The sequence below is a fragment of the Micromonospora sp. NPDC023737 genome, assembly GCF_040639715.1.
GTDB lineage: Bacteria > Actinomycetota > Actinomycetes > Mycobacteriales > Micromonosporaceae > Micromonospora.
The window spans coordinates 47991-73273 of the sequence record NZ_JBFAAL010000003.1; the positions used below are offsets into that span (position 1 = coordinate 47991).

23 protein-coding genes and 1 pseudogene are annotated in these 25283 nt (G+C 71.4%); 15 read left to right on the top strand and 9 right to left on the bottom strand.

What is annotated here, in order from left to right:
• Positions 1–62: 62 nt before the first annotated feature.
• Positions 63–767: a glycosyltransferase family 2 protein gene (locus AB0F98_RS09005; RefSeq protein WP_357731105.1), complete on the bottom strand. Its 705-nt coding sequence runs from the start codon at positions 765–767 to the stop codon at positions 63–65.
• Between the two features lie 123 nt (positions 768–890).
• On the opposite strand from AB0F98_RS09005, the gene AB0F98_RS09010 reads away from it, so the two are divergent.
• Entirely contained in the window at positions 891–3077 is a 2187-nt protein-coding gene (locus tag AB0F98_RS09010) for a hypothetical protein (RefSeq protein ID WP_357731108.1), read from the top strand.
• Positions 3078–3267: 190 nt separating this feature from the next.
• Positions 3268–4863 carry a ricin-type beta-trefoil lectin domain protein gene (locus AB0F98_RS09015; RefSeq protein ID WP_357731111.1) on the top strand — a complete coding sequence of 532 codons (1596 nt, stop codon included), beginning with the start codon at positions 3268–3270 and terminating at the stop codon, positions 4861–4863.
• Positions 4864–5016: 153 nt separating this feature from the next.
• Here the strand turns inward: AB0F98_RS09015 and AB0F98_RS09020 are convergent, their stop codons facing one another.
• Together AB0F98_RS09020 and AB0F98_RS09025 are read right to left on the bottom strand one after the other, a co-directional pair.
• Positions 5017–5529 (bottom strand): hypothetical protein, encoded by a 513-nt coding sequence (locus tag AB0F98_RS09020; RefSeq protein WP_357731114.1) that lies wholly within the window; start codon positions 5527–5529, stop codon positions 5017–5019.
• A 160-nt stretch (positions 5530–5689) separates the two neighbouring features.
• Positions 5690–6862 (bottom strand): acetyl-CoA C-acyltransferase, encoded by a 1173-nt coding sequence (locus AB0F98_RS09025; protein WP_357731117.1) that lies wholly within the window; start codon positions 6860–6862, stop codon positions 5690–5692.
• 174 nt (positions 6863–7036) lie between these two features.
• On the opposite strand from AB0F98_RS09025, the gene AB0F98_RS09030 reads away from it, so the two are divergent.
• Positions 7037–7471 carry a PH domain-containing protein gene (locus AB0F98_RS09030; protein WP_357731120.1) on the top strand — a complete coding sequence of 145 codons (435 nt, stop codon included), beginning with the start codon at positions 7037–7039 and terminating at the stop codon, positions 7469–7471.
• A 65-nt stretch (positions 7472–7536) separates the two neighbouring features.
• Here the strand turns inward: AB0F98_RS09030 and AB0F98_RS09035 are convergent, their stop codons facing one another.
• Positions 7537–8451 (bottom strand): rhomboid family intramembrane serine protease, encoded by a 915-nt coding sequence (locus AB0F98_RS09035; protein ID WP_357731123.1) that lies wholly within the window; start codon positions 8449–8451, stop codon positions 7537–7539.
• 55 nt (positions 8452–8506) lie between these two features.
• Complete coding sequence (locus AB0F98_RS09040; RefSeq protein ID WP_357731125.1) at positions 8507–9037, bottom strand: peptidylprolyl isomerase; 531 nt, start codon at positions 9035–9037, stop codon at positions 8507–8509.
• A gap of 84 nt (positions 9038–9121) precedes the next feature.
• Between AB0F98_RS09040 and AB0F98_RS09045 the strand changes: the two genes are divergently transcribed.
• Entirely contained in the window at positions 9122–9916 is a 795-nt protein-coding gene (locus AB0F98_RS09045) for a hypothetical protein (protein ID WP_357731128.1), read from the top strand.
• Positions 9917–10060: 144 nt separating this feature from the next.
• On the opposite strand, the gene corA is transcribed toward AB0F98_RS09045, so the two are convergent.
• The 3 genes and pseudogenes from corA to AB0F98_RS09060 form a co-directional block, all read right to left on the bottom strand.
• A complete protein-coding gene (gene corA, locus AB0F98_RS09050; RefSeq protein WP_357731131.1) occupies positions 10061–11206 on the bottom strand; it encodes a magnesium/cobalt transporter CorA in 1146 nt (381 codons plus the stop codon).
• 453 nt (positions 11207–11659) lie between these two features.
• Positions 11660–12754 carry a PLP-dependent aminotransferase family protein gene (locus AB0F98_RS09055; protein WP_357731134.1) on the bottom strand — a complete coding sequence of 365 codons (1095 nt, stop codon included), beginning with the start codon at positions 12752–12754 and terminating at the stop codon, positions 11660–11662.
• 184 nt (positions 12755–12938) lie between these two features.
• A pseudogene (locus AB0F98_RS09060) lies at positions 12939–13330 on the bottom strand (CBS domain-containing protein).
• A gap of 116 nt (positions 13331–13446) precedes the next feature.
• Here AB0F98_RS09060 and AB0F98_RS09065 point away from each other — a divergent pair.
• From AB0F98_RS09065 to AB0F98_RS09085, 5 genes are all read left to right on the top strand, one after another.
• Complete coding sequence (locus AB0F98_RS09065; RefSeq protein WP_357731136.1) at positions 13447–13896, top strand: NUDIX domain-containing protein; 450 nt, start codon at positions 13447–13449, stop codon at positions 13894–13896.
• Positions 13893–14660: a hypothetical protein gene (locus AB0F98_RS09070; RefSeq protein WP_357731139.1), complete on the top strand. Its 768-nt coding sequence runs from the start codon at positions 13893–13895 to the stop codon at positions 14658–14660. The genes AB0F98_RS09065 and AB0F98_RS09070 overlap by 4 nt, the downstream gene beginning before the upstream one ends.
• 131 nt (positions 14661–14791) lie before the next feature.
• Positions 14792–15523 carry a phosphocholine cytidylyltransferase family protein gene (locus AB0F98_RS09075; RefSeq protein WP_357731142.1) on the top strand — a complete coding sequence of 244 codons (732 nt, stop codon included), beginning with the start codon at positions 14792–14794 and terminating at the stop codon, positions 15521–15523.
• Complete coding sequence (locus AB0F98_RS09080) at positions 15511–16578, top strand: iron-containing alcohol dehydrogenase family protein (RefSeq protein ID WP_357731145.1); 1068 nt, start codon at positions 15511–15513, stop codon at positions 16576–16578. The genes AB0F98_RS09075 and AB0F98_RS09080 overlap by 13 nt, the downstream gene beginning before the upstream one ends.
• Positions 16553–17278, top strand: coding sequence for a CDP-alcohol phosphatidyltransferase family protein (locus tag AB0F98_RS09085; RefSeq protein WP_357731148.1), 726 nt, complete (start codon positions 16553–16555; stop codon positions 17276–17278). Before AB0F98_RS09080 ends, AB0F98_RS09085 begins: the two co-directional genes overlap by 26 nt.
• Before the next feature lie 113 nt (positions 17279–17391).
• Here AB0F98_RS09085 and AB0F98_RS09090 read toward each other — a convergent pair whose 3' ends face one another.
• Entirely contained in the window at positions 17392–18678 is a 1287-nt protein-coding gene (locus tag AB0F98_RS09090) for a glycosyltransferase family 4 protein (protein ID WP_357731152.1), read from the bottom strand.
• A 188-nt stretch (positions 18679–18866) separates the two neighbouring features.
• Between AB0F98_RS09090 and AB0F98_RS09095 the strand changes: the two genes are divergently transcribed.
• The 6 genes from AB0F98_RS09095 (at position 18867) to AB0F98_RS09120 (ending at position 25283) form a co-directional block, all read left to right on the top strand.
• Positions 18867–19727, top strand: a complete 861-nt coding sequence (locus AB0F98_RS09095) for a DNA-formamidopyrimidine glycosylase family protein (RefSeq protein ID WP_357731156.1) — start codon at positions 18867–18869, stop codon at positions 19725–19727.
• A 265-nt stretch (positions 19728–19992) separates the two neighbouring features.
• A complete protein-coding gene (locus tag AB0F98_RS09100; RefSeq protein ID WP_357732409.1) occupies positions 19993–21564 on the top strand; it encodes a sugar transferase in 1572 nt (523 codons plus the stop codon).
• 39 nt (positions 21565–21603) lie between these two features.
• On the top strand, positions 21604–22830 hold the full coding sequence (locus AB0F98_RS09105; RefSeq protein ID WP_357731159.1) for a histidine kinase: 1227 nt from the start codon (positions 21604–21606) through the stop codon (positions 22828–22830).
• Positions 22831–22865: 35 nt separating this feature from the next.
• Positions 22866–23627 (top strand): LytTR family DNA-binding domain-containing protein, encoded by a 762-nt coding sequence (locus tag AB0F98_RS09110; protein ID WP_357732412.1) that lies wholly within the window; start codon positions 22866–22868, stop codon positions 23625–23627.
• A gap of 217 nt (positions 23628–23844) precedes the next feature.
• Positions 23845–24507, top strand: a complete 663-nt coding sequence (locus AB0F98_RS09115) for a DUF5701 family protein (protein ID WP_357731162.1) — start codon at positions 23845–23847, stop codon at positions 24505–24507.
• 377 nt (positions 24508–24884) lie between these two features.
• Positions 24885–25283, top strand: a complete 399-nt coding sequence (locus AB0F98_RS09120; RefSeq protein WP_357732415.1) for a hypothetical protein — start codon at positions 24885–24887, stop codon at positions 25281–25283.

Below are 25283 nucleotides of genomic sequence, written 5' to 3' on the forward strand. Positions count from 1 at the left end.
CCTGCGTCGGGGAGGTGGTGGCAGCGACACGCGCGGGCCGTCAGGTCGCGGCGCTGTTCAGATCAGCGGATCGACGCGGAGGGAGGCCGGCGGGTGCGCTCGCGGCCGAGGATCCAGATGGCCTCGACGCCGTCCTTCCAGGTGATCTTCTTGCCCTCTTCGCGCCCCCGAGCCCGATAGCTGATCGGCACCTCGTAGGGGCGGATCCGCCGGCGCAGCAGCTTCCCGGTCACCTCGGCCTCCATGCCGAAGCCGCGGGAGCGGACGTCGAGGGAACGGTAGAGCGCCACCGGCATCAGCTTGAAGCAGGTCTCCAAGTCGCCGATGTAGGAGTTGAAGAGCAGGTTGGCCGCCATGGTGACGCCCTTGTTGCCGATCACGTACCAGAAGCTGTAGGCGCTGTGGCTGCCGAAGGTGCGGTTGCCATAGACCACGGTGGCCCGTCCATCGAGCACCGGGTCGAGCAGCTTGGGAATGTCCTGCGGGTCGTACTCCAGGTCGGCGTCGAGGATGACCATGTATTCGCCCTCGGCGTTGTCGACGGCCGTCTTGATGGCCGCGCCCTTTCCGGCGTTGCGCTGGTGGGTGATGACCCGGACTCGCTGGTCGTCGGCGCGGTCGAGGACCTCGGCGGTCCCGTCACGACTACCGTCGTCCACCACGACCAGCTCGATCTCGCACGGGTAGTCGACCGCGAGCGCCTGCTTGAGGGCATCCGCAATGCGATCTTCCTCGTTGTAGACCGGCATGAGGATCGAGAGCTTCACGGAAATCTCCACGGTGGGGACGACTGTCGCGCCTAGCGTAGCCTGGCTGGTCAGCGCGAGGGTGGCCCCTACCATAGGGCGTCCGGCGTGGCGCGGCCATCTGAATGGTGTTTACTTCCCGCCATGTCGGCAGCTGGCTCCCTGCTCGCGGTGGCGCCTGTCGCCGCGATGCTCCTGCTCGTCCGCGCCACCAGACCGCGTGATGCCGTGACGGCACCGCTACGGCTCGCGGTGGTCCGAGCGGCGCTGGTTACCGGAGCCTTCGCGGTGCTCACGGTCGAGGTGCTCGGCACGCTGCACGCGCTGACGCCAGCCGCATTCGCCGTCGCCTGGCTACTGTTCCTCGCCGTCGCCGCGTTGGCGGCGGGCTGGCGCCATCGTCGGGACGCCGCACGCAATGGGGCGATGCGAGCCGCCGCACCACGGCAGGCGCTGGTGGGCGTCACCGCACCGACGACCGACACCGTCGACGTTCGGTCCCCGCGCGGCACGCACCCGGCGACCACCGACTCCTCCACCGACCCGGACCGCCTGGGCCGGCGGGCTCGGCTCGTCCGGCACTGGCGTACGGCGAGCCGGGGCGAGCGGCTGCTCGCCTGCGCGGTGGCCGGGCTGCTCCTGATCGAACTGTTGGTCGCGCTGCTCGCCGAGCCGAACAACTTCGACTCGCAGACGTACCACCTGCCCAAGGTGGAGCGTTGGGTCCTCCAGGGAGGCCTCGAGTTCTGGCCGACCGCGATCCACCGGCAGGTGACCATTCCACCCGGCGCGGAGTACCTGCTGCTGCACCTGCGCCTGCTGACCGGCGGCGACGGGCTGTACAACCTGGTGCAGTGGGGGGCCGGGGTGCTCTGCCTGCTCGCGGCCGCCCGGGTCGCCGCCCAACTCGGCGGCGGCCGACGCGCCCAACTGCTCACCGCACTCGTCCTGGCCACCACGCCGATGGTGGTGCTGCAGGCGACCAGCACCCAGACCGATCTGGTGGTCGCCGCCTGGGTCGCCTGCGCGGCGACCCTGGCGCTGGACGGGCTGCACCGACGTACCGGACTGGGCACGCTGCTCGGGCTCGGCGCCGCCACCGGCCTTACCGCGGTGACGAAGACGAGCGGACTGATCGGAGTGGGCCCGCTGCTGGTGCTCTGGGGGCTGGCGCAGCTCCGGCTGGTCCGGCGCCCGCGGGCCGCGAGCAGCGAGGTGGCAGATGCCGCCCGCCCACCCGCCCGGGCCGTCGGGGTCGCCCGGACGGTCGCCGCCTCGGCGCTGATCCTGCTGGTCGCGGCCACGGTGGTGGGCCCGTTCCTGGCCCGGGTCACAGTGGAGTTCGGGCACCCGCTCGGGCCGCCCCGGCTGCGCGAGTCGATTCCGATGGAGCGGCACGATCCTCTCGCCATCCTGGTCAACGGGCTGCGGATCGCGCACACCGCGTTCGACACCCCACTCGCGCCGGTGCGCTCCGTCACCGCGGCGGCGATCGTCAACGGCGCCGAGGCGGTCGGCGTCGACCCGCAGGACCGGGAGATCACGTTCGGCCGGGAGGTCTTTCCTGAGCCGTCCTGGTACCCGGACGAGGACCGGGTGGCGTTCCCGCTCGCCGGAGGGCTGGCGTTGCTGGGGGCGGTGTTCGCGCTGACACGGCCGTGGCGGATCAGCCCGGACCGCGCCGGGTCGCTGCGGGGGTACGCGGTGGTGGTGACGGCCACCGTGGCGCTGCACGTCGCGATGATCAAGTGGCAGCCGTGGGGCAACCGCCTGCTGCTGTACGCGCTGGTGATGGCCGTACCGCTGGCGGGTGTCTGGCTGGACGCCGTGTTCCGCAGGCGGGTCGGACCGGCCGGTGCGCCCGGACGCAGGTCGATCGCCGTCCTGGCGGCGGTGACCGTGCTGGCCACCTCCGTGCTGGCCGGCGTACTGGCCGTGTCGTACGGCTTTCCGCGTCGGCTGGTGGGCTCGGGTTCGGTCTTCACCACCGGCGAGTGGGACACCCGGTTCCTGCGCCGACCTCAGTGGACCGACGAGTTCCGCTGGGCGGCCGAGGCGGTACGCGACAGCGGTGCCCGACGGATCGGCCTGGTGGAGCAGAACGACAACTGGGAGTACCCCTGGTGGCTGCTGCTGCGCGACGCCGACGGCCGACCGCCCGAGCTGGTCGCGCTCCAATCGGTGCTGCCCGAGCGGCCACCGGCTGAGCCGTCCTCGGTGGACGCCATCGTCTGCACCGGCTCCCGGGCGGCGTGTGGGCGCCTCGTCCCACCGGGTTGGCAGGTCGAGTACCGCGCCTACGTCGGGTACGCGTTGCCACCCGGTCGCTGACGGCTCGCGGTAGGCCCTCCGGGTCGCCCGCCGGGCGGCGCGGCGCTCCACCCAGGGTCCGAATGGCCCGGAAGGATGCGGTTCGCCGCTCCACGCAAGCATCACGAGATGCATTCACATGGCCATCCGCGCACGTTACTTTCGGGTAACTCAATCGATATCCAGCGATTGAGTGGAAGGGAGTGCGTCGATGCCTTTCACCTCCGCCAGGCGCGACCGGACCAAGCGGCGGCGGGTCCTGGCCGCCGCCGTCGCCGCCGCTCTCGCCGTGCCGATGCTCGCCGGACCGGCGACCGCCGCCACAGCCGACCGACCGACCATCCAGCCACTCCCGGCCGACCTTGAGGCCATCCGCGCCGCCGAGGCGACCGCTCTCTACGGCAACCCGGCGATCCGCCCGATCGAGCAACGTCGCACCTCGCTGATCACCATGGGCGACAGCGAGATCTCCGGCGAGGGCGTGGGCAACTACGTGCCCGGCACACACGAGCCCGGCAACTGGTGCGACCGCTCATACGACCAGGCGATCTTCCGCACCGGCATTCCGGCCGACGAGAAGTACAACATCGCCTGCTCGGGTGCGACCCCGTGGAACCTGATCAGCGGCGGGCCGACCCAGCACAACGAGCTGAACCAGGGCGACCACTTGGCGATCAAGGCGCGCAACACGCACGTACGCCTGATCTGGGTGATGGTGGGCGCCAACGGTGACGGCACCATCCAGTTCGGTCCGGTCGCCACCGACTGCGCCATCAGCCGGGTCTTCTTCCAGGGCCCCTGCTACCCGACCTACACCGACGAGTGGACGGTCCGCACCAACGGCAGCCGGCGGGCGGTCGAGGACGCGCTCGCCGATATCCGGAACACCATGACCGAGGCCGGCTACCTCGCCGGCGACTACGAGCTCGTGCTCATGTCGTACCCCAGCCCGGCCAGCCCGGACGTCGAGGACAACCCGGACTTCCCCGGCTGGTACGCGGGCGGCTGCCTGCTCTACCTGGCCGACGCGGCGTTCGCCCGGAACAAGGCGGTGCCTATGTTCGAGTCGGCGCTGCGGGCGGCCGCCACGAACACCGGCACCCGCTACCTGGACGCGAGCCGTCTCTTCCACGGCCACGAGGTCTGCACCGACAACACCTCGGTCCGTGGCCTCTACATCGAGCTGGGCATCTGGGACGAGAACGCGGCTCGTCAGTCGTTCCACCCGAACTACCGGGGGCACGGCATGTTCGCCCAGTGCATCACCCAGTTCTGGAACTCCGGCCAGCAGCGGGCCACCTGCGTCGACCCCGCCAGCACCGGAGCCGGCGTGCTCCACCCCGGGCTGTTCGAGTTCAAGCAGCTCCGCAACGCGGCCACCGGCACCTGCGTGGACGGCAGGGGGTACGACTCACGCAACGGTACGACCCAGCAGTCGTACGCCTGCCACGGTGGCCGCAACCAGGGCTTCTGGTACGACGCCACCCGTCAGTCACTGCACTCGGAGCTCTCCCACGACCGTTGCCTCGACGTGGCCAACGGGTCGCTGACCGCCGGCACGGCGGTGAACATCTACGACTGCCACGGTGGCACGAATCAGAAGTTCGTCCTGGCCGGCAACCAGATCAAGCCGGCCGGCAACGAAAACCTCTGCCTGGCCTTCGACAACCCGCTGCTGGGCACCCCCCGGCTGCGGCTCGCCAACTGCTCGACGAGCTACCGGCAGCGATGGTCCTTCGAGTCCCGGAACTTCGCCGATCCGGTCGGCTACGGTCACGACGACTTCATCGGCTCACGCGTCTACTGACCGGTGACGGCGGGCCGCGACGGCCCCTCCCGTGCCGGCTCTGGCCGGCACGGGAGCACCCGGTGGAGCCCGTTCGGATCAGGTCGGACTTGCGCCGCCGGCCGGGCTGACCCAACGGCACCGTCGTCGGACACGAGGCGCCGGGCCGGGCAGTCAGCGCACGACGGCCGGGCGGAGGGTGGCGGGCCGCGACTTGGCCGGCGCTTCGCCGATGGTGGCGACGATCCGCTCCAGGGCGGGCCGGAGACGGGTGCGGAAGGCGTGGTTGAGCAGGGTGTCGAGCTGCCACATCTGCTTCGGATCGTTGTTGCGGATCAGGAAGCGCTCGCGGATGCCGTCGATCGCGGTAGCGGCCAACTCGACCGAGTGTGTCCGCAGGTCGGGGCTCCACGACACGTTGCTCAGCTCGCGCAGTTCGGTGTTGAGGTGCAGGCGGAGCCGGTGCAGCACCCGGGTCTGCTGGGTGACCACGAGTCGCCGGTGCGTGAGCAGGAGGAGGTACTCGCCGCCGGCCGGCCTCTCGGGACGGCTGCAGCGGGTCACCAGGATCGTGGCATCGCCCGAGCCGACGCAGCGGCGGAAGACGGGCATGTGCCGGCCGACGGTCTGCACCGCCAGGCCGGCCTCGGCGGCGGCCGGAAGGAACGTTCGGGAGAAGACGTCCATGACCTGCCCAACGACAGGCGTACGACAGTGACATGGGTCACGTCGAAGTTGTGCAAGTTCCACGCGCCACTGTCGCACCGGGTGTCCGACTTCCGGCCCCCGTGGAGTTCGCCGGCCGGATCCGCCCTGGTGGCGGACCTGGCGCCGAAGTAGATGACGATCAGAGCAGCTCGACGATGGTGGCATTGGCCATGCCGCCGCCCTCACACATCGTCTGCAACCCGTACCGGATCCCGTTGTCCCGCATGTGCTGGAGCATGGTGGTCATGATCCGGGCGCCGGAGGCGCCGAGCGGGTGCCCGAGAGCGATGGCCCCACCACGCGGGTTGAGCCGCTCCGAGTCGGCCTCGGTCTCGGCCAGCCAGGCCAGTGGCACCGGGGCGAACGCCTCGTTCACCTCGTACACCCCGATCTCCTCGATGCCCAGCCCCGCGCGGCGCAGCGCCTTGGCGGTGGCCGGAATCGGCGCGGTGAGCATGGTGACCGGGTCGTCGGCGGCGCCCACCGCGGTGTGGATCCGCGCCAACGGACGGAGCCCGTGCCGGCTGGCCCACTCGCTGGTGGTGACCGCGAGGGCGGCCGCCCCGTCGGAGATCTGGGAGGCGGACCCGGCGGTGACCACACCGTCGGCTCGGAAGGGGGTGGCCAGCTCGGCCAGCTTCTCCAGCGAGGTGTCACGACGGATGCCCTCGTCCGCGGCGAGTTTGCCGCCGTCGACGAGCGCCACCGGCGCGAGTTCGGGGTCGAACGCGCCGGCGTCCTGCGCGGCGGCCGCCTTCTCGTGGCTGGCGAGCGCGAACTCGTCGAGCTGGGTCCGGGAGAAACGCCACCGCTGCGCGATCAACTCGGCGCCGACGCCCTGGTTGAACGGGAGTGGAGAGTCCTCGGCGAACCCCTCCACACCGCGGTAACGCTCGTGGATCGCCGCACTGAACGGCATGCCACCGGCCACGCTGGAGCCCATCGGCACCCGGGTCATCGACTCGACGCCGCCGGCCACGACCAGCTCGGCCTGCCCGGACAGCACGGTCGCCGCGGCGAAGTGCAGGGCCTGCTGGCTGGAGCCGCACTGGCGGTCCAGCGTGGTGCCGGGGACGCTCTCCGGCCAGCCGGCAGCCAGGACAGCGTTGCGGGCGATGTTCCAGGACTGCTCACCCACCTGCGACACGCAGCCCCAGAAGACCTCGTCGACCAGCGCCGGGTCGACGCCGGTGCGCTCGGCCAGGGCGCGCAACACGTGGGCCGACAGGTCCACCGGGTGTACGTCCGCGAGGCTGCCCTTGCGCCGTCCGACGGGGGTGCGTACCGCGCCGACGATAACCGCGTCACTCATGACTACTCCCCGGTAACTTGAGCTGCACCGATCCTACGTCCTCCACCACCCCGACGTCCCGTGCCGGGTCGCCTGATCTCGATAGGCCGGGCGAGGCGAACGTCCGGGCACCCGGTCGTGCCGAGCGTGACGGCAGACGATGCCACGACCCGGGCTCGCTGGCATGCTGGACGGGTGGAGGAGACGTTCCCGGTGCGACGCTGGCGGGTGCCCGCGAGCCTGCCTGCCGCGAAACTCGCTGGCGCGGTCCTGCTCATGTCGATCGGTCTGCTCTTCGCCGACGGCGATCCGGTACGCCTGGCACTGGCCGCGCTGGTGGCGGCCGCGCTGGCCGGGTGGGCCGTGCGCGACTTCGTGGCACCGGTCCGGCTCGCGGTCGACGCCGCGGGGCTCACCGTCGTCCACGGTTTCGCGCGCCGCCGGCAGTTGCCGTGGGCGGCGATCGAGGCGATCAGCGTGGACCGGCGACCCCGGCTGGGGCTGACCACCGAGACCCTGGAGATCGACGCCGGGGCGACGCTGCACCTGTTCGGCCGGTACGACCTCGGCGACTCTCCCGGCGACGTGGCCCGGGTGCTGCACACCGCGCGGACGGCCGCCGGCGCCTGACCCGACGCGGCCCGCGCGGTCGCACGGGCCGTGTGCAGGCCGGGCACTCGGCAGCGAGCTGCGGTTCAGCCGGCCAGGAGTTGGGCGCTACGGATCATGACCAGGCCGATCAGCGCCAACACGATGATCGCGCCACCGATCACCTGGAAGAGCGTGCGACGGCCGCGCGGGGCGTACGCCAGCACCAGCCCCATCAAGGCACCGGTAATCAGGCCACCGAGGTGCCCGGCCTTGGAGATGCCCGGCACGGCGAACGTGAAGACCAGGTTGACCACGAGGACGGGCAGGATCGCCGAGGTGTCCCGGCCGAGCCGGCGCATGATCACGAAGATCGCCGCGAACAACCCGAAGATCGCTGTCGAAGCGCCGGCGGTGGCCGAGTTCTGGGCGCTGAACAGGTATGCGGCGACGTTCCCGCCGAACCCGGCGATCAGATAGAGCCCCAGGAAGCGCAGCGGACCGAGGTTGGCCTCCAGCGACCGGCCCAGCACCCACAGTGCCCACATGTTCAGCAGCAGGTGGAGCAGGCCGTAGTGCAGGAACATCGCGGTGATCAGGCGGTACCACTCACCGTCGGCGATGCCGCCGACGGTGCCGTCGGGAAAGAACGCCAGCCCCAGCACCGCACCCCAGTCGGTGAGCGGCGTGTTGCCACCGAGCAGCCCGGCGAAGCCGGAGCCGCCCGCCGCCGCATCGCCGCCCCGGTCGGAGGCGATGGAGAGCAGCATGAACAGCACGTTGACCGCGATCAACGCCTTGGTGACGTAGCCGTGCCGGCCGGCGGCACCGCCGCCGAAGGCGGTACGCGCCGGCCGGACGCTACGACGCCCCTCACTGATGCACTCCGGGCACTGGTGCCCGACCGATGCCTCGCGCATGCAGTCGGGGCAGATCGGCCGATCGCAGCGGGTGCAGCGGACATAGGTCTCCCGGCCGGGATGCCGGTAGCAGACCGGGGTGGTCGGTGGCGATTCGCTCACCGTGCCCACCCTCCGGAGCGCTCAGTCATGCGAGCAAAGGTACCTCGCGCCCGCCTCAGGCGGCGGTGCGCTCGATCTCGACCCGCTCGATGACGACGTCCTGGAGGGGACGGTCGCTCGGACCGGTCGGGGTGTTGGCGATCGAGTCGACGACCTTCGCCGACTGCTCGTCCGCCACCTGACCGAAGATGGTGTGCCGGTTGTTCAGGTGCGGCGTCGCGCCGACGGTGATGAAGAACTGCGAGCCGTTGGTGCCCGGCCCGGCGTTCGCCATCGCGAGCAGGTACGGCCGGTCGAAGCGCAGCTCCGGGTGGAACTCGTCGGCGAACTTGTAGCCCGGGCCACCGCGACCGGTACCGGTCGGGTCACCCATCTGGATCATGAAGCCCGAGATGACGCGGTGCGAGATGGTGCCGTCGTAGTACGGCCCCTTGCCGGGCTGGCCGGTGCGGGGGTCGACGTACTCGCGCGTCCCCTCGGCCAGCTCCACGAAGTTCTTGACGGTCTTCGGCGCGTGGTTCGGGAAGAGCTCCAGCCGGATCGGGCCGGCGTTGGTGTGCAAGGTGGCGTAGATGGCCTCGGCCACGGGTACTCCTCACTCGTTGGTCAGTTCCATGCGGATCCTCCCATGTGCCCGATCTGGCATCACGGAGGCATCCGAAGGTGGAGGATGACGAAGGAACAACTCCCAGGAGGTGGGACCGTGTTTGGAATGGGACGACGCAAGTCCCAGGGGCAGCTGGCGAAGGCGGAATTGAACCAGGGCGTCAGCCATCTGGTGCAGGCAGCCACGTACGCCGCGAGGGGCGCCGGCGCGACCGTCGGTCCGCGGGTGCAGGCGGCCCGGGACCAGGTCGGACCGACGGCGGCGATGCTGCGCGATCGGGCCGCGACCGGTTGGGACACGGCTCTCACCTCGCTCGCCCCGCTCGCCGCGGCCGCTCGCGACGGCGCCACGCAAGCGGGCTCGATGACCAGAAAGGCGAAGTCGAGGAACATGCGGATCAGCGGGAATAAGAAGCAGCCGCGCCGTGGCAGCCGGATGATGACCGGCCTGCTGGCCGCGGGCGCGATCGCCGGGGTCGCCGGATTGATGGCCGCCCGGCGCCGCCGGGAGCAGCAGGAGTGGGCCGAGTACGACCCCACCCGCACCCTGGAGCCGATGCGGGACGAGGTGGACACCCTCGAGGTGCAGACCCGGTCGACGCCGGGCGGCGCGAAGATGGCCGACGCCTCCACGCCGCGGACGTCCGGTATGGCTGGTGGCCCGACGGGGGCCGGCAGTTCGGCGGTGGCCGGCGGGGACAGCGCCAGCACGATCCCGGCGAGCACCGGATCGAAGATCCAGCCGACCGGCAAGGTCCCCTCGGTGGCCGAGGGTGCCGCGGACGTGTCCGGCCGCCCGGCCGACGACGTCAGCAAGGCCACGAGCAAGGGCGCGGCGCGCACCAACGGGCGCCGCTGACCAGCCGTTTCACCGCGGACAGCGCCGGCAGGCGGGGTGATCCCGCAGGGCCGGCGCTTCCGCGCGTTCGGGGCCGCGACGCCGTACGCCGGCGGCGCCGTCACGAGGCGCCGTGGTTCGCGCGCCCGGCGTTCGGCGCGTTCCTCAGAGCCAGCCGTTGCGGCGGAACCAGCGGTACAGCGTCCACGAGCAGGCCAGCATCAGCGCCCAGATGACCGGGTAGCCGTACTCCCAGTCCAGCTCCGGCATGTACTTGAAGTTCATGCCGTAGATGCCCGCGATGGCCGTCCAGACCGCGGCTATCGCCGCCCAGGCGGCGATCTTGCGCATGTCGTTGTTCTGGTCGACGGTGACCTGGGCGAGGCGCGCCTGGAGGATCGAGTTCAACAGGTCGTCGTACGAGTTCACCTGCTCGACGGTGCGGCTGAGGTGATCCTGCACGTCCCGGAAGTAGCGCCGGATCTCCTTGGGCACCTCGCGGTTGACCTGCGAGGTCAGCGTCAGCAGCGGGCGCTGCAACGGCACCACAGCCCGTTTGAACTCCACCAGTTCCCGCTTCATCTGGTAGATCCGCTGGATCCTTCCGGTGCCGTTCCGGTCGAAGACCTGGGCCTCCAGGATGTCGAGGTCGTCCTCGATCTTGTCGGCGACCTCCAGGTACAGGTCGACCACCCGGTCCGTCACCGCGTACGCGACCGCCCACGGTCCGTGCAGCAGCAACTCCTGCTTGCTCTCCAGATCGGCCCGGATCGGGGAGAGCCGGCCGGCGTCCCCGTGCCGGACGCTGACCACGAAGTTCGGGCCGATGAAGAGCATCACCTGCCCGGTCTCCACGACCTCTGACTGCTCGGTCAGTTCGGTGTGCTCGCAGTAGCGGGCGGTACGCAGCACCAGGAAGCTGACGTCGCCGAACTGCTCCAGCTTGGGGCGCTGCGCGGCCTTCACCGCGTCCTCGACGGCGAGTTCGTGCAGCCCGTACGTGGCCGCGATCGCGCTCATCTGCTCCAACTCCGGCTGGTGCAGCCCGAGCCAGACGAAGCCCTGCTCCCGCCGGGCGGCGGCCAGGGCGTCGGCGTAGTTCCAGTCGCCTGGCTGGCGCTTCCCGTCGACGTAGAGCGCACAGTCGACGATCGCGTCATGCCCCGACTCGCTGGGCTCCGGGGAACGATGGGCACCATCGGTGCTGAGGATGCGGGTCATCGCCCGTACCGGAGCCGCCCAGCTTCGCGGCACCGGCAACCGACCGCCGTTCTGCGGGGTCGTCCTGCCTCGCTGGTCCCGACCTGCCATCGCACACCCCCTCCCCACGGTGAGCCGCGCTCGTCGCACCGGCTCCGCACCCGCACGGCACCTAGGAGCTGCCGGGAAACCGCGGGCAGCCGCCGCAGGACCTCCCGACAGTCTCGCGGAGCCGGATTGCAGGGTACGCCGAACCAGACCATCACTGCCTGTGACGAAGGCGTCGGGGGTGGCGCCGGGCGGGCCGGGTCGCATCAGGGGGGTGAGGGGACGACACGGCCCACCCGGCGCCCTGTGGGGGCGGGGGTTCTGCTGGTCGCGTCACTCGTCACGCATGGAAGCTGGTCGCGCGCCCCCGGCGACGGCTCGGCCGAATGCCGGGCCCGGGGGCGACCGATCGCTACACGTCGTGAATGACGCTCGCAGCATTGTGGGCCGCCGGCCGCCCGGACGGGAGCCCTGAGACGGCCGGCATCATCCTTCTGTCGGGAATCTGACAGAAACTCACCCACGCACGGATTTCACCGCTTCGGCCAGTCGACGTACACCTTCATCGATCTTGTCGGCGGTGACCGCCGAGTACGCCAACCGCAGCGCATGCCGGCCGCCGTCGATGACGAAGTCGCTGCCCTTGACCACCGCCACGCCGCGCTCGGCGGCAGCGGGGGCGACCCGTTCGGCCAGCACGTCCTCCGGGAGTTCCACCCAGAGGAAGTAGCCCCCGTCCGGCTCCACGAACCGGGCCTCCGGAAGGTGGCGGCGCAGCGACTCGGCGAGTACCCGGGCCCGCTCGCCCAGCGCCACCCGCACGGTCTCGATGGAACGATCGATGTCGCCGGAGACGCAGAACTGGTGCACGATCGCCTCGGAGACCATGCCGGGCGAGATGTAGAGACTGGTCGCCTTCTTCGCGATGTCCGCGATCAGGTCGGTGGCGCCGACCAGGTAGCCGACCCGAACGCCGGGGCAGACCGTCTTGGTGAAGCTCGATGCGTGCACCACCACGTTGCGGGTGTCCAGCGAGAGCATCGACGGCAGTGCCTCGCCCCGGAACCGGATGTCCGCGTACGGGTCGTCCTCGAAGATCGTGAACCCGTACTCGGCCGCCAGGTCCAGCAGTTCACGCCGCTTCTCCAGGGAGAGCGTCACGCCCGCCGGGTTCTGGTAGTTCGGAATGACGTGCGCCAGCCGGGGGCGGACCCCGGACTCCAGCAACTTGCGCAGCTCGGCCGTGTCCAGGCCGTCCGGCTGGATGGTGACACCGTGCAGTTCGCCGCCCATCTGCTTCAGGTTGAGCAGCGTCCGGTCGTACGTGGGCCGCTCGACCACCACCGCGTCACCGGGGCGGACCAGGTGGTTGAAGAGGAACGCGTCGGCCTGCAGCGAGCCGTTGGTGATCAGCACCTGCTCCGGCGCCACCCCGTGCTTCTCGGCGATCCACCTGCGCAGGGGCGGGTAACCGACGGAGGTTCCGTACGCCGTGACCCCCGCAGGGTCGGCGTCGAACGCGCGGACGGCGGCGGCCTTGAGCCCCTCGACATCGACGATGTCCAGCGAGGGAGCTCCGCGGGCGAAGGAGATCAGCTGCTCGGCGGTCATGGCTGTTGAGCGTACGGGCGGCCACCTCGGGTACGGCGACGGCACGGCGATGTCCGCATCCTGAGCCACCGGGTCGGGTGACGTGGGCCGGACGCGCGGGGCGGCAAGTCGGGCCGGAAGGGCGAGCGGGTCGTGCTGCACCTGGCGAATCCGGCGTTCCACCCCACATCGATCCGCCGGCCGGTCAGCCCGTCGACACCATCCGGCCCGCCGCCCAGACTCGCATGATGTCCCGCACCGAGATCACCCCGGCCACCTCGCGGCCGTCGAGCACCACCAGGTGCCGGAACCCGCCGCGGGCCATCGCCCCGCCGCTTCCTCCAGCGTCCAGTCCGGCACCGCGTAGACCACGTCCCAGGTCAGGTGGGCGCCGGTGCGCTCGACGTCGCAGTCGAGGCCGGCGCCGATGGCGTTGAGCACATCGCGTTCGGTCATGATCCCGACGCCCTCGGACTCCGGGTCGATCACCACCGCCGAACCGACCCCGCGGGCCGCCATCATCTGGGCCGCCTGCCGGAGCGTGTGCTCCGGACCCACCACCAGGACCTGGCTCGACATCGCTTCCCGTACCTGCATCACAACATCACCCCTTTGGGACGGTGACCTCCGGTACGGACATGGTGGTTGGTCAATGTTTCCGGAACAAGGCCTCGGCGTCGCCGACCTGTCGATCGGCTCGCTAGTGTCGGGGCGTGTCCACCGAGCCTCTGCGCTGCGCCGGCGCCCTCATCGTCGACGACGACGGCCGGCTTTTCTTCCAGCGCCGATCCCCGCACCGACGCCTGTTTCCCAACTGCTGGGACGTGGTCGGCGGCCACCTGGAGTCCGGCGAGGATGTCGAGGCGGCGCTGCGCCGCGAAGTGACCGAGGAGACGGGCTGGACCGTCTCGCACCTGCTCGGCCCGGTCGGCGAGTACCGCTACGTCGGCGACGACGGCCTGGCACGGATCGAGTACGACTGGCTGGTCCGGGTCGAGGGAGACCTCACCCGACCACGGCTGGAGGTCGGCAAGCACACCGAGTTCCGGTGGCTCGCCGAGGAAGACGTGGCCCTGTTGGACGAACACCGGGACGTCAACGACGGCCTGATCCGCCGGATCGCGGAGGAAGCCTTCGCGGCCCTGCGTGCCATGGGTCGGTGAGCCACGCCGTCGAGCTGGCGCCGCACCGGTACGCCGGGCTGGTCGCCCCGGCGGTCGACCGGACCTTCCTGGCCGGCATGCGGACCGGCCAGGAACGCGGCACCGAGCTGAGCCGGCGATACGGCGGACCGGCCGCGACCGGCTTCCTGGTGGAGTTCCGCACTCGGTTGGGTGAGCCCGGCGGCACGGTCGACGAGCCCGGATTCGCCGCTGTCACCCGGTACCGGGACGCGGCCGAGTGCCGCCGGGCGTTGGACAAGCAGGTCGCGTACGGGATGCTGCACCGCCGCCCGGACGGTGGGCTGGCCGCCACGGAACGCGGGCTGGCGTTCCTCGCCGAACTCTGGCGGCTGCACGCCGAGGTGACCGCCGAGCTGTGGGCCGGGCACGAGGAGCGGGTCGTCCGGCTGGTCGAGGCGCTCGGCCGGCTGCTGGCGTACGCGTTGGTGCTCGCCGCCGAGCAGCCCGACTCGGCGGGCGCCGCGTTCGCCGCGATCGCCCCGCCGTACGAGCCGGACGGCACTCCGCCCGGCGTGCTGCTGCTCAACCGGCTCGACACGCTCCGCCATCACCGGGCCGACGCGCACGCCGCCGCCTGGGCCGTCGGGGGGCACACCGCGCTCAGCGTGACCGCCCTGCCGGCCGGACCCGAGCGGCTGGCGATCGAGCAGGAGACCGACCGCCGGGCCGCCGGGCCGTACGAAACCCTGACGGCCGACGAGCGGTTGAGCGTGCTCGCCGACCTGGCCGCGCTCCCCGGCTGAGAGATCGTCGGGAGAGCCGGAACCGATCAACGATCTCCGAACATCGGGTGAAGCCCGGTTGACGGAAGGCGCCGCCGGGCCCGGCGCTATCCTCCAGCGGTGACCGAAGTCGTACGAGGGGGGAAGCCGGCATGATCGGGATGGTGCTCGCGGCCGGGGCGGGGCGTCGGCTGCGCCCGTACACCGACACACTGCCCAAGGCGCTCGTGCCGGTCGACGGCGAGGTCACCATCCTCGACATCGCGCTGGGCAACCTCGCCGAGGTAGGGCTCACCGACATCGTGATCGTGGTCGGCTACGCGGCCGACGCGGTCCGGGAGCGGCAGGCCGACCTCGAGAAGCGGTACGGCGTGAACCTCACTCTCGTGCACAACGAGAAGGCCGAGGAGTGGAACAACGCCTACTCGCTCTGGCTGGCCCGCGAGTACTTCAGCCAGGGCGTACTGCTGGTCAACGGTGACACCGTGCACCCGGTGAGCGTGGAGAAGACCCTGCTCGCCGAGCGCGGCCCGGGCATCCTGCTCGCCGTGGACACGCTCAAGCCGCTGGCCGAGGAGGAGATGAAGACCACCTTCGACGCCGCCGGTCAGCTCACCCGGATCACCAAGCTGATGGATCCGGGCGAGGCGTACGGGGAGTACATCGGCGCGACGCTCATCGAGCCGCAGGTGGCCGACGCCCTCGCCGACGCGCTGGAGGCGACGTGGCGGCGCGATCCGAACCTCTACTACGAGGACGGCTACCAGGAGTTCGCCGACCGGGGCGGCGAGGTCCGGGCGGCGCCGATCGGGGACGTCTCCTGGGTCGAGGTCGACAACCACGCCGACCTGGCCCGCGCCCGGGAGATCGCGTGCCACTACTAGCCCGGACCGTCAACACCCCTCTGGTGATCGAGGTCCGGCGCGGCGCGGTGGCCGACCTGGGCCCGCTCCTCGCCGATCGACGAATCTCCTCCGGGGGCGACGTCGCGGTGGTCGTCGGCCCCGGCCAGGGCGAGAAGATCGTCGAGCTGTGCCGGCCCAGCCTGGGCTCGGCCGACGTGTTCACGGTCGCCGGCGGCACGATCGACGCCGCGAACGAGCTCGGTGACCGGCTCCGGTCCCGCTCGTACGACGCGGTGGTGGGCATCGGCGGCGGGAAGACCATCGACACGGCCAAGTACGCCGCCACCCGGTACGGAATCCCCATGGTGACCGTGGCGACCTCCCTCGCGAACGACGGGATCGCCTCGCCGACCGCCTCGCTCGACCACGAGGGCGGCAAGGGCTCCTACGGGGTGCACATCCCCATCGCCGTCGTCGTCGACCTCGACTTCGTGGAGAACGGCCCGGACCGGCAGACCCAGGCGGGCATCGGTGACGCGGTGAGCAACCTGAACGCCTGCGCGGACTGGGAGCTGGCCCATGAGGCCCGCGGCGAGCCGATCGACGGCCTCGCCGTGACCCTGGCCCGGTCCGGCGCCGAGGCACTGCTCAACCACCCCGGCAAGATCACCGATGACGGCTTCCTCACCACGCTCGCCGAGGCGCTGATCCTCGGCGGTCTCGCGAGTGCGGTGTGCGGATCGACCCGTCCGGCCAGCGGCGGCGACCACGAGATCTCGCACGCCATCGACCAGCTCTTCCCCGGCACCGCCTCACACGGCGAGCAGGCCGGGGTGGGCGCGCTCTTCTGCACGTTCCTGCGGGGCGAACCCGAGCGGTTCGGCCAGCTCGCCCGGTGCCTGCACCGCCATGGTCTCGCCACCACCCCCGGTGAACTGGGGCTGACCGACGAGCAGTTCGTCGACGCGGTGATCTTCGCGCCGCGGACCCGGCCGGACCGGTACACCATCCTCGAACATCTGGCGCTGTCACCTTCCGACGTCCGGACGCGGCTGGCAGACTACGCCGGTGCAATCCACGACCACCTTGGCTGAGCCGTTTCGTCCCACCGTCGCCGATTTCCACCGGACAAACCGGGGCGGCGGCCTGTTCAGTGAATCGATCAGCCAGTGGCTGGGCGCCGCCTTCGCGGTCGCCGCGCACCGGCTGGGTCTGCGCCCGACGGCGCTGACCATCACGAACCTGGTGCTGGGGCTGGCCACCTCCGTCACCGTGGTCGTACTCGCCGGCCGGGTGGCCGCCGGCGAGGTTCCGGCCTGGGTGGTGGGGCTGCTCGCACTGGTCGGCTGGCAGGTGGCGTACGCCCTCGACTGCGCGGACGGCCAGCTCGCGCGGGTCACCGGGACGGGCAATCCGGCGGGTGCCCGGGTCGACGTGCTCGCCGACGTGGCCGCTCAGATCGCGCTGGTCGCGGCGCTCTCCGCGACCGCCGTCGCGCAGCACCCGTCGACCCCGAGCTGGCTGGTCGCGACGTTCGCCGGCACCTGGATGGTCAACCTGGTCACCTCGGTGATGCAGGCAGGCCCGAACGCGGCGAGCATGGTCACTTCGGCCTCGCTGCCCGTACGCCTCGTGAAACTGGTCCGCGACTACGGCGCGGTGATCTTCGTGGCCGCGCTGGTGCTGCTCCTCGCCCCCGCCCTGACGCTCTGGGTGATGGTGGCGTTCAGCGTCGTCAACGGCGGCTTCCTGCTGGCCAGCATCGCCTTCTCCGCCCGCGCCTCCTACCGCTGACCCACCCCACCCCCGCCTCGCGTGGGCGCACTTTCCCGGAAAGAGTGCCTTCCGCGGCCCGAATAGCCACTCTTTCCGTGAACGAGTGGCCGCGGGCCGGGGTGAGGGCGGGGTTAGGGGGTTAGGGCGGTGTACATGTCGATGAGCTGGCCGGTCACCACGTCCGGGTGGAAGGTGCGCTCGTAGCGCGAGCGCGCGGCCGACGACAGTGCCGCGGCACCCGCCCGCGCCACCGGAAGGGCCGCTGCCAGCGCGGCCGCCTCGGGCGGCACCGCCCAACCGGCCTCGCCGGTGACGATGCCCACCGGCACGGCGGACGTTCCGGAAACGGGTCCCGAGAGCGGCACGGAGCTGGCCGAACCGGTCGCGGCCGAGGCCTCCTGGGCCGAGCCGGTCCCGGCCGGTACCCGCGCGGTGTCCGCCCCGACCAGGTACGGAATGCCCCCCAGCGCGGTGCCGAGCACCGGCCGGCCACTCGCCAGAGCCTCGATGATCACGGTGGGCAGCACGTCGTGCCACGTGGAGGCGGCGAGCACCACCGCGCTCGCCTCGAGCGCGGCGCGGACCCCGTCCCGGCCCAACGTGCCCAGGAACGTGACATCCGAACGCTCGGCGGCCGCCGCCTCAACCAGCGGGCGCAGCTCGCCGTCACCGGCGATCCGCAGCGGGCCGAGCGCGCCGTCCGGGTGCCGGCGCCAGGCGTCCAGCAGCAGGTCCAGCCCCTTCTCGGGGGAGAGCCGGCCGAGAAAGAGGAAACCGTCGCCGAGCGGGGCGGGCAGCCCCGGGTCCGGAATCCCGTTCGGCTTGATCACGATCCGGTCCGCCGGAATGCCGTAGTCGCGCAGGTGCGCGGCGATCGCCGAGGTGAGCGCGACGTACCGGTCCACCGACCGCCAGGTGCCCCGGTGCACGGCCAGGGTGGTCGCCATCAGCGCGCTCTGCGCCGCCGAGTCGCGGTAGCAGCGGTGCTTGATCGCCGGTACGCCCAGCGCCCGGCCCTTGCAGTCCTGGCAGATCATGCCGTCCCGGAAGTAGATGCCCGAGGAGCAGACCTGCCGGTAGTTGTGCACCGTCTGCACCACCGGAACCCCGTGCTTGTGCGCGGTACGGACCACCCACGGCGAGAGCAACGGGTACGGGTTGTGCAGGTGCAGCACGTCCGGCCGGTGCTCGGTGAGCAACCGGCTCAGTTCCTGCTGGGCCTGCGGCGCGTAGATCGGCGAGATGGGCAGCAGCACCTTCGCCGCCTTCGACATCGAAGGGATCTCGTCGGAGCTGCGGATGAACGGCAGCACCTCCACGCCGGCCGCGGTGAGCTGAGCGATCTCCGCGTCGACGATGATGTTCTCCCCGGACGGCTGAGCCTGCCGGTACCGGTTGTGCGCCACCACGATCTTCACTGAGCTCGCCCTCTGTTCGCGATTGCCGGACTCGCGAGCTCGTTCCTCGCGCTCACGGGGCCACCATTGTTCCCGACTGCGGGACTCGCAAGCTCGTTCCTCGCGCTCACGGGGCCACCATTGTTCCCGACTGCGGGACTCGCAAGCTCGTTCCTCGCGCTCACGGAAAAGAAGGCTACCGTTGTCTGATGCCCGAGCTACCGGAGGTTGAGGCGCTCGCGGGTTACCTGCGTCAGCGCGCCGTGGGGCGGCGGGTCGACCGGCTGGAGGTCGCCGCGATCAACGCCCTCAAGACGTACGATCCGCCGCCGACCGCCGCGACCGGCCGCGCCGTCGTGGACGCGCGCCGGCACGGCAAGTTCCTGGACGTGGTCTTCGACGGCGACCTGCACCTGGTGGTCCACCTGGCCCGGGCGGGGTGGCTGCACTACCGGGAGGCGTTCCCCAGCGCGGCCCCGCTCCGCCCCGGCAAGGGCCCGATCGCCGTGCGGGTACGCCTCGACGACGGTTCCGGCTTCGACCTGACGGAGGCCGGCACCCAGAAGAAGCTCGCCGCGTATCTGGTCACCGACCCGGCGACCGTGCCCGGGGTGGCCAAGCTCGGTCCGGACCCGCTCACCGCCGACCTACCCACGTTCACCGAGCGGCTGCGCAGCCGCCGGGGCCGGGTGAAGCTCGTGCTGACCGACCAGGCGGTGCTGGCCGGGGTGGGCAACGCGTACTCCGACGAGATCCTGCACGCCGCGAAGCTCTCGCCGTACGCGCTCACCGACCGACTGACCGACGACCAGCTCGCCGCCCTGCACGCGGCCACCCGGCAGGTGCTCGGCGACGCGGTCGGCCGCTCGTTGGGGCAGCGGGCGGCTGAGCTGAAGGGCGAGAAGCGCTCCGGGTTGAAGGTGCACGCGCGTACCGGGCTGCCCTGCCCGGTTTGCGGCGACACCGTCCGGGAGGTCTCTTTCTCCGATTCGAGCCTCCAGTACTGCCCGACGTGCCAGACCGGCGGCAAGCCGCTCGCTGACCGACGGCTGTCCCGACTCGTACGGTGAGTAACGACACCCGGGAGCTACGGAGCCGAATCGTCCGGAGAGGGCAGAAGGTCCTGCTCGGGAGTTCTACCAACCGCACCATCCATCGGTATAGTGGCCCGGTCCCCGGCTTCTGATATGCGTGAAGCCGGCCAGATCCCGCCGGCACCAGCGGGGCGCGTTGTCCTTCGGGTCCGGCGCCCGGCCCGGCCGGTCGTGGGAGACTGGGACGGTGGGCGACCCGGGTCCTCACGATGAGTGAGCGGCCCGCGTCATGCGGGAGGACATGGGTGAGGTGACGGCAAGCCTCCAGCGCCCGGTAACCAACACAGGCCGGAGCGAACTCGTGCGGCACGTCGACAGCTTCGAGATCCAGCCGCCGACGCCGCCGTCGCACAACGGTGTACCCCGGTCGGCGTGGGCCCGGGCACGCCGACGGGTCTCCCGCTGGCACCGTCCCTACATCGCCGTCCTCCTGCTGCTCGACTTCGCGGCCGCCGCGTTTGCGAGCTTCACCGCAATCCACACTTTCGACCAGGCCACGTCGGGCTTCTACAACGCCCAGGAGAACCCGACGTGGTTCTTCACTGTGGCGTTCGTGCTGCTGCCGCTGGGCTGGGTGCTGATCCTCTGGGGCAACCGGGCGTACGACCGGCGCTACCTCGGCCTCGGCCCGGACGAGTTCAAGCGGGTGATCCGGGCCGGCGTCGCGGTCGCCGCCACGGTCTCCTTCCTCGCCTTCGCCACGGTGACGCAGCTCTCCCGTTGGACCGTCGGCACCGCCCTGCTCGGTGCCCTGCTGCTGATCCTGCTCGGCCGTAGCCTCGCCCGGTTCGTGCTGCACGTCATCCGGCGCAACATCGGCCAGGGCGCTCACCGGATGATCCTGGTCGGCACCCTGCCGGAGTGCCTGGAGGTGCACCGGGCGGTCACCCGCAACCCGGCCGCCGGTCTGGTGCCGGTCGCCATCCACCTCACGGACGGGTACACGGCCGTGCGCGGGATCGAGACCCCGGTCCCGGTCTACACCGGTCGCGACGTGCTCGCCCTGGTGCGGGAGGTCGGTGGGGACACCATCGCCGTGTGCGGCTCGGCCAGCGCCGAGCCGGGCGAGCTGCGCCGCCTCGCCTGGCAGCTGGAGGGCTCCGGCGTCGACCTGGTGGTCGCGCCGCAGCTCACCGACATCGCCGGTCCCCGAGTGCACATCCGCCCGATCGAGGGCCTGCCGCTGCTGCATGTCGAGGAGCCGACCCTGTCCGGGCCGGCGCTGCTGGCCAAGAACCTGCTGGACCGGGTGGCCGCCGGGCTCGGGCTGTTTCTGCTGATCCCGGTCTTCGTCGCCATCGCCGTAGCGATCAAGATCTCCGACGCGGGGCCGGTCTTCTTCCGGCAGCCTCGGGTGGGCCACGAGGGCCGCACGTTCCGGGTGTGGAAGTTCCGGACCATGTACGTCGACGCCGAGGAGCGGCTGGCCAGCCTGGTCGACCAGAACGAGACCGACGGCATGTTGTTCAAGATGAAGGAGGATCCCCGGGTCTTCCCGGTGGGCCGCTTCCTGCGCGCCTCGTCGCTGGACGAGCTGCCGCAGCTGATCAACGTGCTCATGGGCGAGATGTCGCTGGTCGGACCCCGTCCGCTACCGGCCGACGACGGCGACTTCCTGGGCGACGTCCGCCGGCGCCTGCTGGTGCGGCCCGGCATGACCGGGCTCTGGCAGGTCTCCGGCCGCTCCGACCTCTCCTGGGACGAGGCGGTCCGGCTCGACCTCTACTACGTCGACAACTGGTCGCTCGCGTACGACCTGAGCATCCTCTGGCGCACCGTCGGCGTGGTGCTCGCCCGCAAGGGCGCGTACTGACCCCTTGGCGGCGGGGCCCCGAGCCGACAGGATCTGGGCGTGGGTGGCAACCTCTCGGCCGTCTTCGCCGTCGTCTTTCTGGTCAGCGCGCTCGCCGCGGCCCTGTTCGCGGTGGGCCGGCTGCGTGCGCGCCGGGGCATCGCCACCGCCACCCAGCGGGCCACCTACGAGGTGCTGCACACCGCCGGGCTGGCCGCTGAGCCGCTGCGCGCGGGGTTGAGCGCGGCGGGCGCGGCGAAGTCCGTACGCCATCTTCGGGCCCTGGTGGGCGCGCCCGGGCTGGCGATCACCGACCGGAACGAGTTGCTCGCGCTCGACGGGCGGGGTGCCCACCACGGCGAGCAGTTGCTGGCCGCGGCGCGACGGGCCGTGACATCGGCCCGCTCCACCGTCCTGGGCGAGTCGGAGTTGCAGTGCGACCGGGTGGACTGCCCGGTACGGGGTGTGGTGGTCGCTCCGCTGACGGGCGCGGACGGCGAGGCCGTCGGCACCCTGCTGGCGATCGCCGACGGGCCGCCGGCGCCCGGCCTGGTCCAGGCGACCCTGGAGACCGCGCACTGGGCCGGCAACCAGCTCGCCCTGGCCGAGCTGGACTCGTCCCGGGAGCGGCTGGCCCGGGCCGAGATCCGCGCGCTGCGGGCCCAGATCAGCCCGCACTTCATCTACAACGCGTTGACCGCGATCGGTTCGTTCGTCCGTACCGACCCGGAGCGGGCCCGCGAGCTGATCCTGGAGTTCGCGGAGTTCACCCGGTACTCGTTCCGGGCGCACGGAGAGTTCACCACGCTTGCCGAGGAGCTGCGCTCGATCGACCGCTATCTGATCATCGAGCGGGCCCGGTTCGGCGACCGGCTCCAGGTGCGCCTGCAGATCGCCCCCGAGGTGCTGCCGGTGACCCTGCCGTTCCTCTGCCTGCAACCGTTGGTCGAGAACGCGGTCCGGCACGGGTTGTCCCGCAAGCCCGGCACGGGCATGGTGAGCATCGAGGCCCGGGACGCCGGTGCCGAGTGCCACATCACGGTGGAGGACGACGGGGTGGGAATGGATCCGGCCACGCTGACCACCGGCATCGCCGAGCTGGCCCGCAGCACCGGCGATCCGGGGGAGGATTCCGGCCAGCACGTCGGGCTCTCGAACGTGGACGAGCGGCTCCGCTCGGTCTTCGGGGACGGCTTCGGGCTGGTCGTCGAGACCGGGCTCGGCTCGGGCACGCGGGTGAGCATGCGGATTCCGAAGTTCCATCCCGGGGTACGGGCAGGCTCGTGAGCGAGCGGAGCGAGCAGGCCGGTCGGGTCGGCGCGGTGAACCCATCGGGATTTCTCCGGGTGCTGGCGGTGGACGACGAGCCCCCGGCGCTCGACGAGCTGGCGTACCACCTGCGGGCCGACCCGCGGGTGCTGCGGCTGCACACCGCCGGCGATGCGACCGAGGCGCTTCGGCTGCTCCGCGACGGCGACGTGGACGTGGTGTTCCTGGACATCAGGATGCCCGGGCTGGACGGGATGGAGCTGGCCCGGGTGCTGCGCCGGTTCGCCCGACCGCCGGCGATCGTCTTCGTCACGGCGTACGACGACGGCGCGGTCGACGCGTTCGACCTGGGCGCCACCGACTACGTGCGCAAGCCGGTACGCGCCGACCGGTTGGCCGAGTCGCTGCGCCGGGTGATCGGTTCGCGGGTGGTGCCGTCGCACCCGGCGGCGCTGGCCCGGGCCGAGGAGGATCCGACCATCCCGATCGAGCTGGCCGGTACGACCCGGATGCTGCCGAGGTCGGCGGTGCGCTGGGTGGAGGCGCAGGGGGACTACGCCCGGCTGCACACGGCGGACGGTTCACACCTGGTCCGCGTCTCGCTGGCCACCCTCGCGGAACGCTGGGCGGACGCGGGGTTCGTGCGGATCCACCGGTCGTACCTGGTGCAGTTGAAGCTGATCGCCGAGTTGCGGTTGGTGAACTCCGGCTACGTGGTGGTGATCGACGGCACGGAGCTGCCGGTCAGCCGCCGGCACACCCGGGAGCTGAAGGACAAGCTGGTTCGCGCGGCGAAGCAGGACTGGAACCGCTGACCGCGGCGCTGGCCCTGCCCGCCCCGGCGGAACGTCCGCCCGTCGATGGGCCGGTGGGGCAGCGGCGGCTCTCCGGCCCGGACCCCCGGCTGGTGACAGCCGCGCGTATCCGCGGAGGTCGAGTCGATCAAAGTGCGGGAAGTTGCCTCACGAACCGGGAATGCACGCGGCTTGTCGTACGCTGTACGACAGGCCGTACGACTTCGAGGAGGACGCCGTGACCGACGCCCCGTACGACGCCGCCGCCGAGTTCGACCGCCAGGTGCAGCGCCTGGTGGAACTCGGCTATCCCAAGCTGGCCGGAACGGCCGAGGACGACTTCCGGAACCTGGTCGCGCCACTGCGAGCGGCCGCCGTCACCGGCGCGGCCGGCCTGCCGGCCCCCACCGCGGCACGGGTGCCGTTCCTGCTGGTGGTCACCCGCAACCTGATCCCGGTGGAGGAACGCCTGCCACTCACCACGCTGGCCGGCAAACGCAAACCCGGGTTCCTCGACCGGCACTACGCCGACGGCGACCTGGCCCGCTTCGACCCGATCAAGGAGCTGGAGGTGCCGGCCGGGCCGGCGTACCTGCTCTTCGACGTCGACCGCGGGGAGGAGACGCTGAACCTGGCTCCCTCGTCGGCGATGGAGAGCATCACCGGCCAGGGCCGGCTGCCGCTCACCATCGACGAGGGGATCGCCTTCGTCACGCTGCACCCCGCCGCACTGGAGAAGAACAAGTGCTTCTCGCTGGTCGGATCGCGTTGTGGGGACAAGCGGGTCCCGGCGCTCTGGATCAGCCAGGGCGCGCCGAAGCTCGGCTGGTGCTGGTACGGCAACCCGCACACCTGGCTCGGCTCCGCCTCCGCACGACCGGACCGCGTCGGCCTGTCCTGACCCCCGGGCCCCTTCACACCGGACCATGGCCCGCCGATGGCGGCACGGGCGGCGAGCGGCAGCGGTCGTCGTGGCGCCGCCGGCGGGTCAGTGGCGAGCGGCAGGCTGGTCGTGGCCGCCGCCGGCGGGTCGTGGCGAGGCACCCCAGCCTCGTTCTCCACCGGGTTATCCACAGGAGTGGCCCGTAATCCACAGGTTGTGCACAACGCTTCCCACGGCTCCCCCACCCGCTTGCCACCCTGGGCCCGCTGCCCGGTCGACCTCGCAGGCGACCACCGCGCTCTTGACAATCCCATCGAAAGAACGAGACTGCCGGGGTGTCCGCCACCGACGATCGCGCGCCGACACCCGGCACCGAGGGACGGCCGGAAGCCCCGGTGCCCTCCGCGGCCAACGGCCGGTCGGTCCCCCAGCCGCGGACGCGGATCGTGCTGGCCGACGTGTCCGGCCGCGAGGACCGGGGCGACCGGACCCGCGCCGAACTCGCCCAGCAGACCCGGGTCGGGGAGGCGCTCGTCCGGGGGCTGGTGCGGGCACAGCTCGCCCTGGCGCTGCGGCTCTCCCTGGTCGTGGTGATCGGGCTCGGCGGTCTGCCCTGGCTGTTCGCCATCGCGCCCTCGGTCAGCCGGGTCACCGTGCTCGGGGTGAAGCTGCCCTGGCTGCTGCTCGGGGTGGCGAGCTTTCCGTTCCTGATCGGAGTGGGCTGGGCGTACGTGCGGCTGGCCGAACGCAACGAGCAGGACTTCACCGACCTGGTCCAGCGGCCGGAGCACTGA

Bases quoted from the DNA above. Each gene is read 5' to 3' on its own strand.
- AB0F98_RS09010 (WP_357731108.1), top strand. From the start codon at position 891: ATGTCGGCAGCTGGCTCCCTGCTCGCGGTGGCGCCTGTCGCCGCGATG.
- AB0F98_RS09015 (WP_357731111.1), top strand. From the start codon at position 3,268: ATGCCTTTCACCTCCGCCAGGCGCGACCGGACCAAGCGGCGGCGGGTC.
- AB0F98_RS09020 (WP_357731114.1), bottom strand. From the start codon at position 5,529: ATGGACGTCTTCTCCCGAACGTTCCTTCCGGCCGCCGCCGAGGCCGGC.
- AB0F98_RS09025 (WP_357731117.1), bottom strand. From the start codon at position 6,862: ATGAGTGACGCGGTTATCGTCGGCGCGGTACGCACCCCCGTCGGACGG.
- AB0F98_RS09045 (WP_357731128.1), top strand. From the start codon at position 9,122: ATGACGAAGGAACAACTCCCAGGAGGTGGGACCGTGTTTGGAATGGGA.
- corA (WP_357731131.1), bottom strand. From the start codon at position 11,206: ATGGCAGGTCGGGACCAGCGAGGCAGGACGACCCCGCAGAACGGCGGT.
- AB0F98_RS09055 (WP_357731134.1), bottom strand. From the start codon at position 12,754: ATGACCGCCGAGCAGCTGATCTCCTTCGCCCGCGGAGCTCCCTCGCTG.
- AB0F98_RS09075 (WP_357731142.1), top strand. From the start codon at position 14,792: ATGATCGGGATGGTGCTCGCGGCCGGGGCGGGGCGTCGGCTGCGCCCG.
- AB0F98_RS09095 (WP_357731156.1), top strand. From the start codon at position 18,867: ATGCCCGAGCTACCGGAGGTTGAGGCGCTCGCGGGTTACCTGCGTCAG.
- AB0F98_RS09100 (WP_357732409.1), top strand. From the start codon at position 19,993: ATGGGTGAGGTGACGGCAAGCCTCCAGCGCCCGGTAACCAACACAGGC.